General features: G+C 37.4%; 16 protein-coding genes. 4 read left to right on the forward strand and 12 right to left on the reverse strand.

What is annotated here, in order from left to right:
• Positions 1-19: 19 nt before the first annotated feature.
• From ACYVFA_RS01380 to ACYVFA_RS01420, 9 genes are all read right to left on the reverse strand, one after another.
• Positions 20-598 (reverse strand): adenylate kinase family protein, encoded by a 579-nt coding sequence (locus tag ACYVFA_RS01380; protein WP_460469992.1) that lies wholly within the window; start codon positions 596-598, stop codon positions 20-22.
• Positions 599-774: 176 nt separating this feature from the next.
• Positions 775-2,493, reverse strand: coding sequence for a hypothetical protein (locus ACYVFA_RS01385; RefSeq protein WP_460469993.1), 1,719 nt, complete (start codon positions 2,491-2,493; stop codon positions 775-777).
• A 249-nt stretch (positions 2,494-2,742) separates the two neighbouring features.
• The gene (locus tag ACYVFA_RS01390) at positions 2,743-3,642 is read right to left on the reverse strand and encodes a PstS family phosphate ABC transporter substrate-binding protein (RefSeq protein ID WP_460469994.1); all 900 of its coding nucleotides are present in this window, start codon (positions 3,640-3,642) and stop codon (positions 2,743-2,745) included.
• Between the two features lie 162 nt (positions 3,643-3,804).
• A complete protein-coding gene (locus ACYVFA_RS01395) occupies positions 3,805-4,047 on the reverse strand; it encodes a hypothetical protein (protein WP_460469995.1) in 243 nt (80 codons plus the stop codon).
• A gap of 5 nt (positions 4,048-4,052) precedes the next feature.
• Positions 4,053-4,880, reverse strand: a complete 828-nt coding sequence (locus ACYVFA_RS01400) for an energy transducer TonB (protein ID WP_460469996.1) — start codon at positions 4,878-4,880, stop codon at positions 4,053-4,055.
• A gap of 27 nt (positions 4,881-4,907) precedes the next feature.
• On the reverse strand, positions 4,908-5,459 hold the full coding sequence (locus ACYVFA_RS01405) for an ExbD/TolR family protein (protein ID WP_460469997.1): 552 nt from the start codon (positions 5,457-5,459) through the stop codon (positions 4,908-4,910).
• 33 nt (positions 5,460-5,492) lie between these two features.
• Positions 5,493-6,098 carry an ExbD/TolR family protein gene (locus tag ACYVFA_RS01410; RefSeq protein WP_460469998.1) on the reverse strand — a complete coding sequence of 202 codons (606 nt, stop codon included), beginning with the start codon at positions 6,096-6,098 and terminating at the stop codon, positions 5,493-5,495.
• A gap of 53 nt (positions 6,099-6,151) precedes the next feature.
• Entirely contained in the window at positions 6,152-6,979 is an 828-nt protein-coding gene (locus ACYVFA_RS01415; RefSeq protein WP_460469999.1) for a MotA/TolQ/ExbB proton channel family protein, read from the reverse strand.
• Between the two features lie 370 nt (positions 6,980-7,349).
• Entirely contained in the window at positions 7,350-8,966 is a 1,617-nt protein-coding gene (locus tag ACYVFA_RS01420) for a M28 family peptidase (RefSeq protein ID WP_460470000.1), read from the reverse strand.
• 104 nt (positions 8,967-9,070) lie between these two features.
• Here ACYVFA_RS01420 and recQ point away from each other — a divergent pair, with 104 nt between their 5' ends.
• Positions 9,071-11,209 carry a RecQ family ATP-dependent DNA helicase gene (recQ, locus tag ACYVFA_RS01425; protein WP_460470001.1) on the forward strand — a complete coding sequence of 713 codons (2,139 nt, stop codon included), beginning with the start codon at positions 9,071-9,073 and terminating at the stop codon, positions 11,207-11,209.
• A gap of 81 nt (positions 11,210-11,290) precedes the next feature.
• On the opposite strand, the gene ACYVFA_RS01430 is transcribed toward recQ, so the two are convergent.
• The 3 genes from ACYVFA_RS01430 to ACYVFA_RS01440 are packed head-to-tail and all read right to left on the reverse strand — an operon-like array spanning position 11,291 to position 13,973.
• Positions 11,291-11,635, reverse strand: a complete 345-nt coding sequence (locus ACYVFA_RS01430) for a VOC family protein (protein WP_460470002.1) — start codon at positions 11,633-11,635, stop codon at positions 11,291-11,293.
• Positions 11,632-12,105 (reverse strand): YdeI/OmpD-associated family protein, encoded by a 474-nt coding sequence (locus ACYVFA_RS01435; RefSeq protein WP_460470003.1) that lies wholly within the window; start codon positions 12,103-12,105, stop codon positions 11,632-11,634. Before ACYVFA_RS01435 ends, ACYVFA_RS01430 begins: the two co-directional genes overlap by 4 nt.
• Before the next feature lie 35 nt (positions 12,106-12,140).
• On the reverse strand, positions 12,141-13,973 hold the full coding sequence (locus tag ACYVFA_RS01440; protein WP_460470004.1) for an ABC transporter ATP-binding protein: 1,833 nt from the start codon (positions 13,971-13,973) through the stop codon (positions 12,141-12,143).
• 253 nt (positions 13,974-14,226) lie between these two features.
• On the opposite strand from ACYVFA_RS01440, the gene ACYVFA_RS01445 reads away from it, so the two are divergent.
• From ACYVFA_RS01445 to ACYVFA_RS01455, 3 genes are all read left to right on the forward strand, one after another.
• A complete protein-coding gene (locus tag ACYVFA_RS01445; RefSeq protein ID WP_460470005.1) occupies positions 14,227-14,718 on the forward strand; it encodes a YybH family protein in 492 nt (163 codons plus the stop codon).
• Between the two features lie 10 nt (positions 14,719-14,728).
• Positions 14,729-16,039: a cation:dicarboxylase symporter family transporter gene (locus ACYVFA_RS01450; protein ID WP_460470006.1), complete on the forward strand. Its 1,311-nt coding sequence runs from the start codon at positions 14,729-14,731 to the stop codon at positions 16,037-16,039.
• Positions 16,040-16,170: 131 nt separating this feature from the next.
• A complete protein-coding gene (locus tag ACYVFA_RS01455) occupies positions 16,171-18,441 on the forward strand; it encodes an NADP-dependent malic enzyme (RefSeq protein WP_460470007.1) in 2,271 nt (756 codons plus the stop codon).
• The last annotated feature ends 8 nt before the right edge of the window (positions 18,442-18,449 follow it).

Consider the following 18,449-nt stretch of genomic DNA (forward strand, 5'->3'; position numbering starts at 1 on the left):
CTCAATCACTAAATAAATTTCAATCTACCTTTGCATTATCTACTGCTTCACAAATCGTGCCGAATATTGTTTCAATCTCGCCAATACCATTTACTTTTACTACTTTACCTTGTTCCTGATAAAATGGTAATACGTGAATAGTCTTGCTGAAATATTCGTCTATGCGTTTCAATAGTTTATCTTCGTCGTCGTCAGCTCTGCCGCTTACTTTTTTTCTTTCTGCAATACGGTTCTTGATTTCGGCTTCCGTTACATCCAATTGTAATACCAGGTCAATCTTCTCTCCTTTACCAGTTAAAAATGAGTCTAATGCTTCAGCCTGATTCACTGTACGAGGAAATCCATCAAAAATAAAGCCACTCACATCAGGGTTTCTTTGTACTTCTTCCTCCAACATATCAATTGTGATAGAGTCAGGTACTAATAATCCATCTGCAAGAATCTGCTTTACTCGTTTCCCTAATTCAGTATCCTGGCTAATATGCATTCTGAACATATCGCCGGTTGAAATATGAGCCAATTTGTATTTGTCAATAATTTTAGCTGATTGAGTACCTTTTCCGGCACCTGGAGGTCCAAATATTACAAGATTAAACATAAGTAAAATGATAGGTCAATAACTGCTTCTATGGTGTTTTGATTTGAGCAAGTCGGCAAAATTAAAAGCAAAATTTATATTTTGTATGGTATCGGGATAAATAATTTATCTAATGGCAAAAAAAACAGCCTGATTTAATGTAAATCAGGCTGTTTTTTTATATTCATTCCAATTTATCAGCCCTTTGGCCCACTACCTGACGGATTGTTGTTAGCCGGAGGAGTAGCTGCACCATTGGCAGGAGGAGTTGTACCTGTACCATTTATGCTTTCCAATACTTTCGTTGCTTGTTGGTTAGTTGGATCATAAGTCAATACAAGGTTCATGTATTCTTTCGCCTTTGCAGTGTCTTTGTCTACCAATAGCGCTTTCACACCTAAATAACCATACGCTTCTGCTAGATATTTTTTGTTATTGTCTTTAGCTTTTTCTGCTTCTGGCAATAGAGTAATATACTTTTCGTAAAGCGGTGCAGCTGCAAATGTTGAATCGTTTGGATTTGCATATTGTTTCGCACGTGCTTTCAATATGTAAGGATACAACCAGCTGTCTTTATACAATATAATAGTTTTAGATAAAGCTGAGTCAGCATTTACATAATCCTTCGAACGCATATAAGCATCCGCCAGGTTATAGTAGTCGGTAGCTGTACCTTTACCAGTTTTAGCCATTACTTTTTCGTAAGTAGCTGCTAATTTATCCCATCTTTTTGATGCTTTGTATACATTCACGATGTCGTTCATGTAGTTGGTTGTAGTATCGCCCAATTCAACGGCTTTCTCCATATAAGTAATACCGATTGAATCGTTAGCTGCTTTATTTGCATCATCTTTGATACAGATATAACCACGACCGATTTCACCATAATCTAGTGGCAGATGGCGATCCTGAGGTGCTAGTTTCAAGAATTCCTGAATGTTTTTAATACCTTCAGCACACTCACCTTTTTCTACTTGTGTATAACCTCTCAAACGGAATTTAACCGGATCCTGAATTTTATCAAAAATCTCATTCAAAACTTTGTTAGCTCCATCATAATCTTTTACGGTAAAGGCTAGCTTTACATATCTTAATTTAGAAGCATCTGAAGGCTCACTTTTCTCAAGATACAATTTTGCATTTTTTGCTGCCAAGTCATACTTACCAAATACCTGAAACAATTTACTCAGAAGCTCATAAGCTGGAGCATGGTCTGCATCTGCTTTGATAGCTTCGTTAAATTCTCCCTGAGCTTTTTGATAGTTTTTACCCTGAAACCACACTTTACCCATCAAAGTATGAATTATAGCAGCTTTTTGTCCCATATTCAAAGCATTCTCAAGGGCTGTCATTGCGGCGCCGCCATCATTTTTCAATAAATAAGCTTTTGCTAAAGCAATGTAATAGTCAGGATTGTTTTTAACTTTTAATACATCTAAACCAGCCTGAATAGTCAAAACTGCTTCTGCAGGATCATTCAATTTCGGGTCTTCTGAAATCGCATAGGCTTCTCCGATTCTGAATAATACTTCAGGATTTTTATTTTTAGTGTCCTTTTTAATCAAATCAAAATCTGCCTTTGCTCCTGCTTTATCACCCGAAAGTAATTTTACAGCTGCTAAACCAACACGATTGAGTGGATCAGGTCTTTTATCAACAGCTGCGCCTTTAGTAAAAGCATCTTTCGCTTTAGCTAAATCTGGCTCAGGCAAGTTCAGATAATAATATCCCTGATAGAAAAAATTCTCTGCTGTTGGTGCAGAAGTTGCTAATTGATTGAAAACTGTACCAGCAGCGTTGTATCGCTCGGCATCCAAATTTCTCAGTCCATCCTGCACTGTCTGTGCCATAGTGTGGAACGTCAACGCCAGCACCGCCACCGCTGATACTGACAAAGATCTCAAAATCTTGTTCATTTTCACTCTGAAAGTTAGGTTTACGAATTCTTTGTATTAAAAAAAAATTAAGCAAAGTTAAAAAATCTATTTTAAACAGAAAAAAATTTGTTGTTGTTCATATAAACTTTTTAAATCTTTTGCATTTATTGATTAAGACAAAATCTTTTATTCGAGGTTTATTAATAAGTTGTTAATGCAAGTTTTTTTAGCGTAAATCAATACAACAAAAAATTTGTCTGTATTGTTCTATTTTACCACTGTATTATCCTATAAAGGTTGTTCTCTATTGATAACCACCCCTTTTGGATAGATATAATAAGGTATCAATCCGGACTTTTCTACTACCAGCTGACCTATCTGTGCACAACAAAAACGAATGAATGCTTTTGTAAGCCCAAAGTGATCAAATGTATGCAGATACACCCTTCTTTCTAATGGATACTTTCTGGCTTTTAAAGATTCGGTAGTTGGTTTATAATAATCAGTTTCGCCTGGATTATCAGAAGCGGATACACCGAGCACTTTTACTCTGCTGATAAAAGTACGGCTGTTTCTGTCATCTAAATCGCTAATCCAGTTACCCCCTATCAAACCTATGGCTTTCGGATTTTTCTCGATATAATCAATTACATCTTTATTACCATTGGCCGCGAAAATATTCGCTCTTTTTATATCCTTAATATTCAGTTTCTGAATCATATAATTGAGGTTACTCGAATTACTGTTATCAAAAACCAGCTTATAATCTGAGTACGCATTGCCATCAAATATTTCTTTCAGTTCTTTTAAAGAAATATGTTCCATCGGATTTCCTGGGTTAACAATTAATGCTACACCATCAAGAGCCATTTTTGCAGGTAAATAAGCTATTTTTCGTGATGTATAGATAGCTTTTTCGTTGTCGGTTGCTTCACGAGTGCCTATTGCTATATCTACTGAGTCTTTCATCAGTAAAGTCATTGCTTTTTGCTCAGGCATATATTTAACATGCAAAATAGCCTTAGGATAATGGGCATTATAAGCCATTATCTGCGCTTCAACAATAGGTTTTAGTGATTCGTCGGCTGCAATCGTTATTTCGCCGTCATTGGGTAAATCTGGCTTTTCAGGCTTGGAACATTTAAAAAAAAGCAAAGCACACGTTATCAAGAGAAGGAATTTTCTCATGGTAGTTATTTATTATAGTTTAAGTATGAACAATGTAAATTTAAGTATTAGTGAACGATAAAGTCAAGCGATTCGGTATATTATTAAAAAAAAATTAAAACTAAATTAAAAAACATGCCACTCTGTAATACAAAGTGGCATGCTAATATCAAAAAGATTTAATCAGTCATTCATCGAATCCTTGATTGAAATATACGCTCTCCAGGCTCTGAAAATCCCATACACAACAAGCAGTGCACCCATTGCATAAGCAAGATTATCAGCCAGAGGTACCATCAACCACTTCAATTTGATTACAAAGTATCCTAATGCAATATAAACTAAGGCGAATAAACCCATAGATAATTGCAGGACTCTTTGAAATACCTGACGCTGCTTATCTGATGAATTACGTCGTGTTGCCATTATTATTACTCAAGTTGGAAGTTGATCGGCATAGTGAAGAATACACGTACGCTACGACCATTTTGTTTACCTGGATTCCATTTTGGCATCGACTTAATTACACGTTGCGCTTCTTCATCACAACCAAATCCGATTCCCTTCAAAATTTGAACGTCACCGATACGACCATCTCTTTCAACAACGAATTTTGCAAATACTTTTCCTGAAACGTTTGCACGTTGCGCCGCTGATGGATATTTAAGGTTTTTACCAATATAGGCATACATTTCCTTGATACCACCTGGGAACTCAGGGTTTTGCTCAACCGTTGTAAAGATTTCGTCTTCTTTTGGTTGCTCGATTTCAGCAGGTTTTGGAGCTTCTACCGGAGGGGGAGCTGCAGCTACCTCTTCTGTTTCAGCACCCTCTTTGGTTACGTTTGAAATAACCTTATTTTCAACCTCTTCCACTTTTGGTGGCGGTTCTTCATTCTTTACTTCTTCATCGGCCTTAGGTTCAGGCGGAATGAACTTGATTTGAGCCACTTCTGGTTTTGGTGGTTCTGGCTCTGGCGGCGGAGGAGGAATATCCGGTTTCTTTTCTTCCGGGGCTTCTTCCTTTAACTTAGAGAGGTCAATTTCAACGCTTTGAAGATCTTCTTCTTTATTAGCGCCAAATTTGTTGATACTCCAAGCTGCCAGCAATGCTCCACCAAAAATACCAATACCTATAAGTGCTGCTCTTGTCAGGTACTTTGAGTAATTTTTCCTTAGTGAATATGCACCGTAGTCCTTGTTACGTCCTTCGAATACGATTTCATCTAAGGTGATGTTTTTAGCATTTTTTGCTTCCATTGGTTTGTTTGTTTTTCCTTAGATTACTTATTTCTTCGGTTCTGCCAGTTTTTGATCAAGCAGTTCCTTTTCTTTCGGAGCTAAATCAACAATTGCGTAGCGGTCAGACTTTGTAATTGCCATTTCGTCCAAAATATCTACTGTATTCTTCCAGTTTGCTTCATCACTTGGTTTAATGATTACTGTAAACTTACTAATATCAAGTGCATTTGCTTTTTTCACTAAAACAGATTTTCTGATACCTTCAGGAGAGTAGTCTGTTTCGTTAATATCAGCCAATGTTAATTCTGGAAGAGGTTTCTGATACCAAAATATTCTGTCGTCTTTGCCCATCAAAACAGTAATGGTATTGGTTACCTTTACTTCTGGTGGCGGCGGATCATTCTCTTTTGGTTTATCAGGCATATTCAGCTTCATCATATTGGGCTTGCCGAACGTAGTGGTATACATAAAGAATGTGATAAGTAAGAAGCCCAAATCCACCATAGGTGTCATATCAGGTTTACCACCTGATTTTTTGGACCGAACCTTACCACCGCCTTTCTTCCCACCACCACCGGATTCCTGTATTTCTGCCATTTTCTATCTGGTAATTTAAGGGTTCAATGAATATTACTTATCTTCTTTGTTTTCTGAGTCGGTAATTAACTGAAACTTGTTAATTTCACTTTTACCTAATTCAGTAAACAATTTCTTGATTGCAGGGTATTGCGTTTTCACGTCACCACGAACAGCCAATTTAGCTTTTTTATTGATATCGGTCAAATATGTTTTAACCCAGTCAACTAATTCACTTTTGGTACTGTCGTTTGGAATACCGTCAATTCTTACTTGTCCTTTCTGAGCATCAGGTAACGACAAGTATTGTTTTAATGCATTAATTGAAACACCAGTTTCAGCTAATTTTGTAAAACTCGCTTGTTGCGATTCTGATAGCCCAGCACCATACTTCTCATTCATTTTCTGAATAAGTGAGTATCTGTCAGCGGGGTTTGTAACGCCAAAATAATATTTGCCGTCTTTGTCAATTGTAATTGTAGCCATATCCTTGTCTTCAACTTTAATTTCTGAGACTGATGAGGGCGTATCTACTGTTACAGACTCCTGACTTTTGAACTGTGTAGTCATGATGAAGAATGTAAGGAGTAGGAACGCAACATCACACATCGCAGTCATATCCATTGATGGACTTTTTCTGGCTGGTTTCGGTGCTGCCATAGCTTAGTTCGAAAGTTTAAATTAAACAAACTATTTTACTTTACTGCTTTATCTTAGTGATGAGCAGCGAAGTTTTGCTGAAGGCTCATTCCGATCTCGTCAATTTTGTAAGTAAGCGTATCTATTTTTGAGGTAAACAAGTTATACATGATGATAGCGATTGCTGATGTACCGATACCTAAGGCCGTATTGATCAAGGCCTCAGCAATACCAGTTGCAAGAGCAGATGCATCTGGAGCACCACCACCAGAACCAAGTGCAAAGAATGAACGAATCATACCGATTACAGTTCCTAGTAGGGCTACAAGTGTTGATACTGATGCAAGTGTTGAAAGGATTGTTAGGTTTTTCTCCAACATTGGAAGCTCTAAAGTAGTAGCTTCTTCAACTTCTTTTTGTAAAGCAACCAATTTCTGGTCTTTAGCCATTGAATCATCAGCAGCTAGTTGGCTATACTTTTGAAGAGCAGTTTTAGTAACATTACCTACTGAACCTTTTTGTTTGTCACATTCTTTAATCGCTTCAGCAATGTTGTTTGAGTCTACTAATGAACGTACTTTACGTACAAAAGCATCTAAATCACCAGTTCCAGAAGCTTTATTGATCGTGATGAAACGCTCAATTGAAAACACTAATACTGAAAGCATAAAGGTTAATAGGATAGGTACAATAATACCACCTGAATAAACTATACCCATAGCAGTAGTTGGTTTGTGTTTTGTTTCTGGGTCAGAGAAGTTTGAAGCATCTCCTAAGATGAAATACCATAAACAGAAACCGATAACGAGTAAAATTGGGATAACGAACGCTGGATTCAATCCACCACTTGAAGACTTAGGGGCTGCTGGTTTTGCTGCTGGGGCTGTAGTCTTTTTTTCCATTAGCTTTGAAAATTTTAGGGTTTTAAAAAATGAAACAATGAATTTTTTGGTAAATAAAAGTGAAAATTTTAAAAGAAAGAATATTATTAATAGAAAATTTTGTAAAAACCTGTCTTATATTCTTTTCAATCATGGGACAAGTTTAAGCAAATTCGGCGAAACAAAAAATATCCGCAATGATAATTTTTTATTAGCAAATTAAACTTTTGCACTTTTTAAAGATTATTTATTTCTTTTTAATGTGAAGTATAAAAACATAACTTTTTCATTATCAGATAGTTAAATAATCAAGTTTGTTTTCTATAACTAAAGATTTCGTTCACAAAGAATTCTTCAAAAAATAAGCTAAATTTATCTATATACGCCCAATTTAAGGCTTATTACTATCTACCTTAATTCTTTCTTCACGATTTGCTACTTCCCATGCTGTTGTAAACACTAATTCAGTTATCTGCCTATATTTCGGGAAAAGTATTTTTTCTACATCATCCCCCGGACGATGATAATCGGCATGAACTCCTGTAAAATAGAAGATAACGGGAATTTTATGTTTTGCGAAGTTGTAATGATCTGAACGATAGTAAAAGCGATTAGGGTCTTTAGGATCGTTGTATGTATAATCCAACTGGAATTTGACAGAATTATTGTTTGCTTCTTCGCTTATTTTATGTAACTCAGAAGATAATTTATCTGAACCTATCAAATATACATAATCTTCTTTAGGGGCATGTTCCTTATCAATACGGCCAATCATATCAATATTCAGGTCACAAACTGTTTTCTCTATCGGAATAACCGGAGCTTTATCTGCATAATATTGTGAGCCTAATAAGCCTTTTTCCTCACCCGTTACGGTCATAAACAAAATGCTTCTACGTGGGCCGTTACCCTCTTTTTTAGCCTGAGAGAATGCTCTGGCTAATTCTAATACCGCACAAGTACCTGAGCCATCATCATCAGCGCCATTGTGAATCTGTCCGTTCTGGATGCCTACGTGGTCGTAGTGAGCTGTAATCAGGATAACTTCATCCTTCTTATCAGTTCCTTCAAGAAAGCCCAGTACGTTTTGTGTTTGTATCGGCACCTCTCCTCTCTCGGCTTTTACTGAGACGGTTGATTCTTTAGCGCTTCCGGCTGTGCTTTCACCAGTGCTGGTGATTTTGCTTACCAGCTTCTCAAATTTTTTAGGTTTGGTAGCCATCATTTCAGCAGCCATTGCTTTTGAAATGTAAAAAGTAGGATTAGATGTCGCTTGTTCAGGGCCAGTTGCCTCTGTAAAAGACATACGGTTGAAACGAGAGAGCACAGCTTTTCTTTCAGCTGCTAATGTTTTGAATTGAGACTCGTCTGAATCTGTCACCACAAAAAACATTTTAGCGCCTTTATTAAGAGCTATATTCATTTTTTTCTGCCATCCGGTTTTATCTTCCCATTCAGATTTTTCGCCATCCTTCGTGAGATAATATTTGCCTGAAGCATTCTTCGGCTCACCATCTAAAATTACTACGGCTTTGCCTTTTACATCAATATCTTTGTAATCATTATAAGTATCAGATTCAATACCATAACCAGCGAAAACTACTTTTAACGATTCTTCCTGTGGAATACTTGTCAATCCATTAGGATAATAGTCTTTGAAAAACTCTTTTTTCTTATTTCCTATTTTAATATAAGCATCTTTCCAGCCTTTTCTATAAAGATTGAAAAACTGAAAATATCCTTTGCCATCCTTTCCGTCAGAAGCTAATGGCTGCAAGCCTAAATCAGCAAAGCGTTTGGCGATATAATCGGCCGCTTTTCTTTGCCCTTCCGAGCCCGTATCACGGCCTTCGAGCTCATCAGAGGCGATATAGGTAAGGTCTTTTTTAAGATTATCGGCAGAAATCGTAGCGGCGTATTGTTTTACTTTTTCTGAAGAGGGGCTATTTTGTGCATAAACAAATGACGAGGAACTAAGAAAAATAAGGGCTATGAAGCTTTTTTTCATACAATATTTTAGGTTTGTTGAGTTATACTTTTGTAAAATTAAGAGGATTTTATGGAGTTAGGAGAATTATTTATTATTTTGTTAAAAATTGCATTACACTAAGAATGACTAAAGAACAGGTTCTTAAAAAATATTTTGGCTACGATACCTTCCGCCCTCTTCAATCTGATATTATTGACACTATTCTAGCTAAACAGGATTGCTTGGTACTGATGCCAACTGGTGGAGGTAAATCTATCTGCTTTCAGGTGCCTGCAATGGTTCTGGATGGATTAACGTTGGTAATCTCTCCACTAATTGCTCTTATGAAAGACCAGGTTCAGGCACTGCAAGCGAATGGCATTCCGGCTGCTTTTATTAATAGTACTTTGACGGCAAGCGAACAAAGGGATATTGAATTACAATGTCGTTCAGGAATATTAAAACTATTGTATGTCTCGCCTGAAAAACTACTGACTCCCAACTATCTTGACTTTGTTAAAACACTGAATATATCCTTGGTTGCCATTGATGAATCACATTGCGTTTCTACATGGGGGCATGATTTCAGACCAGAATATACCCAGTTATATGTTTTAAAAGAGGCTTTTCCAGATAAGCCTATGGTAGCATTAACAGCAACAGCTGACAGAATTACCAGAAAAGATATTCTGAAACAATTGGGCGTACCAGATGCCAAGGTATTTATTTCTTCATTTGACAGACCGAATCTAAGACTTGCCGTATCTCCCGGACGGAATCGTTTAAAAGTAATTCATCAGTTCATAGCCCAAAGACCAAAGGATTCAGGGATTATTTATTGTCTGAGTCGTAAGAATACAGAGGAAGTAGCCGAGGGATTAAGAAAACTAGGAGTTAAAGCCATGCACTACCATGCCGGGGTTGACATAAAAACTCGTTCAGAAGTACAGGATGCTTTCATCAAAGATGAAATTCAGGTAATAGTAGCTACCATTGCTTTTGGAATGGGGATAGATAAATCGAATGTGCGATTTGTGGTGCATTATAGCCTGCCTTCAAACGTAGAGAGTTTTTATCAGGAAATTGGTCGGGCAGGTCGTGATGGTTTGCCTTCTGAAACGCTGTTGTTTTATAGTTTTGCAGATATTGTCACCCGCAAGGAGATGATAGACAAATCTGAATTGCCTCCTGAAATGAAAGAGGTACAACTGGCGAAACTCGACCGGATGAAGCAATATGCCGAAACAGAGATTTGCCGACGTCGCGTATTATTGAGCTATTTTAACGAAGAAGCCCAGAATGATTGTGGCAATTGCGATGTATGCCAAAACCCACCTGTGAAATTTGATGCGACTATTTTTGCGCAAAAAGCCCTATCTGCTATTGCCAGAGCTGAGGAAAAAGTAGCGATGGGTTTATTAATTGATATTTTAAGAGGCGCACAGAACCGAAATGTTTTTGAGCATCAGTATCATCTGCTCAAAACCTTTGGTGTAGGTAAAGAACTTAGATATGAAGAATGGGCCGATTATATTACCCAAATGCTTAATTCGGGCATTATTGATATTGCTTATGATGAAAGGCATTCTTTAAAACTGAATGCTTTATCGTGGCAGGTATTGAAGAGTGAGAGAAAGGTTGAGTTGGTGAAGTTTGAACCTTATGAGGTCAAAAAAGCTCGTCAGGAAGAAGAAGCACCAAAAGAGAAATCGAAGAAAGAAGTTATTAAAGATGCACTGTTTGAAAAACTAAGAATATTACGCAAGAAAATAGCGGATGAGTTGAGCCTCCCTCCTTTTGTGGTTTTCTCAGATGCCACTTTGTCAGACATGGCTCAGAAAAAGCCGATTAATAAGATTCAGATGTTGGCGGTATCGGGTGTAGGAGAACAGAAGTTTAAGCAATTCGGTGAGCGGTTTATCAATGAAATTCTAGACTTTGCTAGAGAAAACACAGAACCAGGCAAAACAAGGATTGTAAAAGGCTTTACTTATGTTGAAACTTTAGACCTTTATGAAAAGGGGCTATCGGTTGAAGATATTGCACAAAGGAGAAATCTTAGCCCAGTTACAATTATCAGCCATCTGGTAAAACTAAAAGAAGAAGGGAATGAGATTAATCTAAGAGATTTAATACCAAGCTATGAATATAATCAGATTATAGCCTCGGCCATGCGCCTGAATATGCAAAAAGGAGATGCCTTGAAACCGCTATTTGATGATTTGGAAGGGTTATATGATTATGGAAAGTTACGGATTGCTTTGGCGCTTTGGGAAGGATAATGTAAGTGTAAGATATTAAGAAGCTTTTTAAGCATTCTTCTTCAATAGATATCCTGCTTTTTGAAAATGGCTTAGCTGGTTTTAATTTTTATACAATTCAATCTTTCTTCCATCATGGTCGGAGGCAATAGCGATTGTCCCAAAGTCTGTCTGAGTAGGCTCTGACAATAAAAAGCCTCTTTCTCTTAACAAGACTAAGGTTTCATCAAAATTATCTATTTCAAAACCTAATCTCATATGCTTATCTGCCTCTATTTGAGTTTTTGTGAGTGGATATATTTCAAAAACCAATCCATTAACTGTGGCAGAATAGTGATAAGGAGAATTGCCATGTTTATGATATTCAAAAGCCAAACCCATTAAACTATAAAACTCCGCCAATTTCTGGGGTTCTTTTGTACGAATAACTATCAATCTGACTTTCATGGAATTCTCACATTTTTCACATTATCTTTCAATTGAGCAATCAGTTTCTCTATGTTCTTCTGCATCGTTTCTTCCGTTTTTACATAGAAGAGATATTTAAGAATGTCTTTTTTGCGAGCATCCGTCAGATTTTCAAATATAGGTTCTAACTCGTTTTCAAGCAAAGCTTTTGCCAGTAAATCAGGCATTGGGTATCTTTTATCTTCTGTAGTAAAATCTTGTTCAATCATAAACATTGCTACTTCTCCCAAAGCGGTCTTCCCCCCTTTCATCATGATTGCATTGACAAAGAGTCTATAAGGTGAATTCTTAACGGGCACCAGCGTTTGTGCAAAATCAAAATCGTTTATCTGCCCCTTGATTTTGATATAGCCTTTTTGTTTCTCCAATTGCACAGTAATTTCTTCCGGCACATCAACGGCCCAGTTTATTCCGGTTTGGTAGATTTTTGCGTTGAAAGAATGGAGCATGTTACTTTAAAATTTATTCTTCATCATCAATAACTCTACCTATACCCCTCAGCCTGCAAATAAAACAATTCAGCATATCTCCCATTCTTAGCCAGTAATTCTTCATGGCTGCCGATTTCAAGCAACTGACCTTTGTCCAAAACCAGAATACGATCTGCCATTCTTACGGTTGAGAAACGATGAGAAATTAAAATTGCGGTCTTGCCCTTAGTCAGCTCAGCAAATCGGCGGAATACCTCATACTCAGCACGGGCATCAAGAGCGGCCGTAGGTTCATCCAGAATTATTACATTGGCTTCTCTCAGATAAGCTCTGGCGAGAGCCACCTTCTGCCATTCTCCTCCTGATAACTCTATGCCTTTGGCAAATCTTCTGCCTAAGGGTTGTTTATATTTGAGCGGTAATTTTTCAATGACTGTATCAGCCAGACTTTGCCCGGCGGCTCTTTCCAGATGATTCAGATTATCTAACGAGTCAATATCACCTACGGCAATATTATCTCCGGCCGTAAACTGAAAACGTTGAAAATCCTGAAAAATAATACCTATTTGTTGGCGAAGCTCAGCCAAATCATATTCTCTCAAATCGTATCCATCGAGCAATATTCTTCCTTCATCCGGGTCGTATAAACGTGCCAGAAGTTTAACAAGTGTTGTTTTACCTGAACCGTTTTCTCCTACTAATGCCAGTTTTTCACCCACGTTCAATGTAAAAGTCAAATTTCGGTTGGCCCAACGTTCTGAATTTGGATATTTAAAACCAACATTCTCAAAAGTAAAACCTTCTCTGATAGGATCAGGAACGGGTCTTGGTTTGGCAGGTGAAACAATTGTCGGAGCGATTTTATAGAAATCAAATAAATCATTCAAATATAAGGATCCTTGCGAAATACTGGTAAAACGGCCAAGAATGCCCTCTAATAATGATTGTAATTGACGGAATGAGCCCGTTAGGAAAGTAAGGCTACCAATACTAACAACCCCTTTCACAGTTTCGAAAACAATAATACTATAAGCAGAAAAGTAACCGATTGTACCAATGGCAACTAAAAGGCTTCCCCATGATGCTCTTTGAATGGATAGTTTTTTGTTTTCATTAAAATAACGGGTAGATAAATTACGAAAACGCTCAATTAGAAAACCTGACAGCCCAAACAGTTTTACTTCTTTGGCGGTTTCATCACTGGCACCTATATATCGGTAATAATCGAGTTCTCGCCGTTGAGGTGTCCAGCCTCTTTGGAGTGAATAACTTCGGGCATTGAAATGTAACTCCCCTAAAAAAGACGGAATTACAGCCACTAAAAGCAATAATATCAACCATGGATTAAACGTAAAAAGACCTATCAATAAGCTACCCATCGTAATAGCATCTTGTCCTTGCGCTAATGTCTGCGAAAGCAAAGCTGTTCGTCCCATTACCTGTTGCCTGGCTCTTTCCAGTTTGTCATAAAAGGTTGCATCCTCAAATTGTGCTAAATCCAGAGACGCGGCGTGTTCCATTAATTTAATAGAAGTTTTATTGGCAAACATATCCCCCAATAAACTATCTGTCAGACTGATGCCTCTTGCCAATAAATCACTGATGATTACCAAACCGAATTCGATACCAATCAAAAGCCATAGATGATTATAATCAGTAGATTTCTTATCGATTATAAAAATCACCTCATCAATCAATAATTTCCCGATATATAAAACCAGCAAAGGAATTGCTGAGCGAATAAGCCTGAGAATAATATTACCAGATGCCAAAGCAGGCGAAGTCTGATAAACTTCTTTAATAAATATGGGTAGATTATTGAGTGCTTTAAGTCTTTGACGTATATCTATTTTATCCTCTTTTTCTTCCTTTGTGGTTCTAGTCATTTGGTCTGGTATCATTTGAATTAGAAACAGCTATTACTCTATTTTAGGTTCAATTTTTTTTGGGGCAAGAGTTTCCATTTTTATTTAACCGCCAACTTTATATATTAGTGTGGCATCATAACATAAAAACTCATAACAATCTATTGTTAAATTTATGAATTTAAAGAAAACAAGTCTATTCATTTACGCAACTGAATTAAATGCTTACATTTGTTTTGGAACCTAATTATCAAGCACTATTGCCACAAAACGCATGAAAACGCTACTCTGTGCCCTTCTGATGTGTAGTTTTTTTACCACTTTTGCTCAAACAGATATAATTGAAGCTGAGATTAATACCCAAGTATGGTTACCATTTATAAAGACTTATGGTAATATGGATGCGATTGGCTTTATGAATCTGCACTCAAGAGATTTGCTTCGGATACCTGTTGACTCGAAAAAGATTTATACCTATGATGAATATAGTCTGAATAATCAGCAAAACAATGAATATAATTTCAGACATAAAAGGAGACAGGCCATTGAATTCAGTTTTGAAGAACGTGTTCATAACGAAACCTCTGCTTTTGAAGTAGGTTATTATAAAGTTACCACAACAGATGCCAACGGCAAAACCGGTAGTTTTTACGGAAAATTCACAGTTGTGCTTCGTAAAATCAATGATCGTTGGAAAATCGTGCTGGATAGCGATACGAGTAAAAATATAACAGAAACCCTATTCCTCAGTGGGAAAAAACTATAGCCTAAACAGCATGAAAAAACTCTTTACCAACCTTACCTTCTGGGTATTAACTGCCATTATTTGTGGTATTTTATTAGGGCATTACAATCCTGAATTTGCCTTAAAACCTATCCTCGAAAAAGGTGTCAAATTCAATCTGTTTATCTCAGAATTTGAAATCAAAACCACTTTCAGTGAGTTTCTAAGTAGTATGTTTATTAGCACTGTCAAGCTTTTTATCAACCCCATTATCTTCCTTACCATTACCTTGGGGATTATCTCCATGGGAGATTTGAAAAAAGTAGGTAAAGTAGGTGCAAAAGCCTTACTCTACTTTGAGATTGTGACAACAATTGCTTTAATAGTGGGTATTTTTGTAGCCAATATTCTTCGTCCGGGCGATGGCGTAGTTACTCAGGATATAAAAGGTGGTGATATTTCAAAATATACACAGAGTGCCGATCACTTTAGCTGGATGAAATTCTTTTGGGACAATGTAACACTGCAAGTATTGGTAGTAGCTATTATATTAGGTATAGTATTAAGTAATTATTCCGGTCGTCAGGCGGTAGTTAATTTTCTCTCTCCTATTTCCAAAAAAGTTTTCTGGGCGCTGCATAAAGTGATGCTATTTGCTCCGATTGGTGCTTTCGGTGGAATGGCATTTACAATCGCCAAATATGGCATTAAGACTCTATTGCCTTTAGCTAAACTGATGGCAACGGTTTATACAACTATGGCCGTTTTCATTTTTGTGGTGCTTTATTTTATTCTGCGCTATTATAAAATCAGCCTTTGGGGTTTCCTGAAATATATCAGAGAAGAACTATTAATTGTGCTGGGTACGTCATCGTCGGAAGCCGCTCTACCTTCTCTAATGGAAAAATTAGAAAAGATGGGTTGTTCTAAATCTGTGGTAGGTCTGGTTGTTCCGGCAGGATATTCTTTTAATCTCGATGGAACTACTATTTACCTTTCAATGGCCGTTATATTCTTAGCACAAGTATTTAATGTACATTTGGATATTAAGCAGATTCTGACAATCATTGGTATTCTAATGGTAACATCAAAAGGAGCCGCAGGCGTAACGGGTAGTGGATTTATTGTTTTGGCTTCTACACTGACAGCGATTAAGGTAATTCCGGTTGAGGGTCTGGCTTTGTTATTGGGTGTCGACAGATTTATGTCAGAAGCACGTGCGATTACTAATTTTATCGGGAATGGGGTAGCCACTGTCTGGCTTTCGAACAATGAAAATGAATTCGATCGCAAGAAAATGGAGATGGCTTTCAGGAATGTCAATAAGGTTGAAGACATCATTACTGATAATATCAGAAACTAGCGATTTCACACATATATTATATCAATTATACTTTCATCATAGCCTATTTATAGGCTAAAAACAACATTTTCTTTCTATCTAACAATTTTCTATGCGTACCTTTGGGGCTAGAAAACAAAACTTATTCGAAAATGAGTACGAAGAAAACACTCAAAGAAGAAGCCTTATACTATCATGCCAAGGGTCGACCGGGCAAAATTGAGGTAATTCCATCAAAAGAAACAGCCACTCAAAGAGACCTGACTTTAGCCTACTCGCCAGGGGTTGCTGACCCGTGTATGGCGATTTTTGAAAATCCGGAAGACGTTTATAAATACACAGCCAAAGGCAACCTGGTGGCAGTGATTTCTAACGGTACGGCCGTCTTAGGCTTGGGTGATATCGGCCCCGAAGCCGGCAAGCCTGTAATGGAAGGGAAAGGGCTATTATTTAAAATATATGCTGATATTGATGTATTTGATATTGAATTGAATACAAAAGATGTAGATGAGTTTGTAAGAACCGTAAAAATTCTTGAGCCTACCTTTGGTGGGGTAAATCTGGAAGATATTTCGGCACCTGAGTGTTTTGAAATAGAAGAACGTCTGAAAGCCGAGATGAATATTCCGGTAATGCATGACGACCAGCATGGAACGGCTATTATCTCTGCTGCTGCCTTATTAAATGCATTGGAGTTGGTAGAGAAAAAATTTGAAGATATAAGAATCGTGATAAATGGTGCAGGAGCTTCGGCTATTTCTTGTACCCGTTTGTATAATTCCTTAGGCGCTCAGAAGAAAAACATTTTTATGTTTGATAGCAAAGGGTTGATTCACCCAAGCCGTACAAATCTGGATGGAAAGAAAATAGAATTTGCTAATGATGCGTTGCCGGCTGAAACTACTTTGGCAGATGCCTTAGTGGGTGCTGATGTTTTCATAGGATTATCAAAAGGAAATACTTTAAAGCAAGAAATGGTACAATCGATGGCGAAAGATTGTATTGTATTTGCAATGGCTAATCCTACGCCTGAGATTTCATACGATGAAGCGATGGCCGCACGGGAAGATATTATTTTTGCAACAGGTCGTTCAGACTACCCAAATCAGGTAAATAACGTATTAGGGTTCCCTTATATATTCAGAGGTGCCTTAGATGTGCGCTCGAAAGTGATTAATGAGGAAATGAAGTTAGCTGCAGTGAGAGCCTTGGCTGATTTGGCAAAAAAACCAGTACCAGATATTGTAAACCTGGCCTACGGTGAAAATAACATGGTTTTTGGCAAAAAATATATTATTCCGAAACCAGTCGACCCTCGCTTATTGACAACGGTTGCTCCGGCAGTTGCTAAAGCGGCAATGGAAACAGGAGTAGCCAAATTCCCTATTATTGATTGGGAGGCTTATGATACGCAATTATCTAAACGATTAGGGCAAGATAATACGCTTAGTAAGGTAATTATCACTAAGGCTAAGCAAAACCTGAAACGTGTGGTATTTGCTGATGCTGAGAACCTGACTGTATTGAAAGCAGCTCAACAGGTGATTGACGATGGTATTGCCATTCCTATTTTATTAGGTAATGAAAACAGGATTAATCAATTAGTATTGGAAAACCACATTGATGTTGCAGGCGTTGAAATCATTGATCCACGTTCGGGCAAAGAAGAATCCCGTTTGCAGAAATTCGGGGATATTTTATATGAAAAGCGCAAACGTAAAGGTTCGAATAAATTTGAGGCTAAGATGTCGATGCTGAATCGTAACTACTTTGGTGCAATGATGGTAGAAAATGGAGAAGCTGATGCGATGATTGGGGGTATGACCCGTAATTACCCTGAAACGATTCGTCCGGCTCTTCAGATTATTGGTCGTCAGGAAGGCGTGAAGAAAGTATCAGGAATGTATATTCTGATGAGTCGATTTGGCCCTTTATTCTTAGCCGATACGACTGTTAATTTCAACCCTACTACTGAAGAGATTGTTGAGATTACAGAATTAGCCGCCAAAGAGGTTGAAAAATTTAATATCAAACCAAGAATTGCTTTATTGACTTATTCTAACTTTGGTAGTGCTGATGGTGATGATGCCGTAAAAATGCAGAAGGCAGTAGCGATTCTGAAAGAAAAGCATCCAAATATGATTGTAGATGGTGAAATGCAGGCACACTTACCATTTGATCTGGATTTATTGCGTGAGAATCATCCATTCTGTGATTTGGTAGATGGCGGAGCAAATACCCTTATTTTCCCGAATCTATCGGCTTCGAATATTGCCTATAACTTGGTGAAGGAAATAGCCAATATTGAGAAAATCGGACCGATATTATTAGGGATGAAAAAACCTGTTCACGTATTGCAGCTAGGCAGTTCAGTTCGCGAGATTGTAAATATGGTAGCTATTGCAGTCGTTGATGCGAAATAAGATATATT

The organism is Emticicia fontis (genome assembly GCF_054779675.1).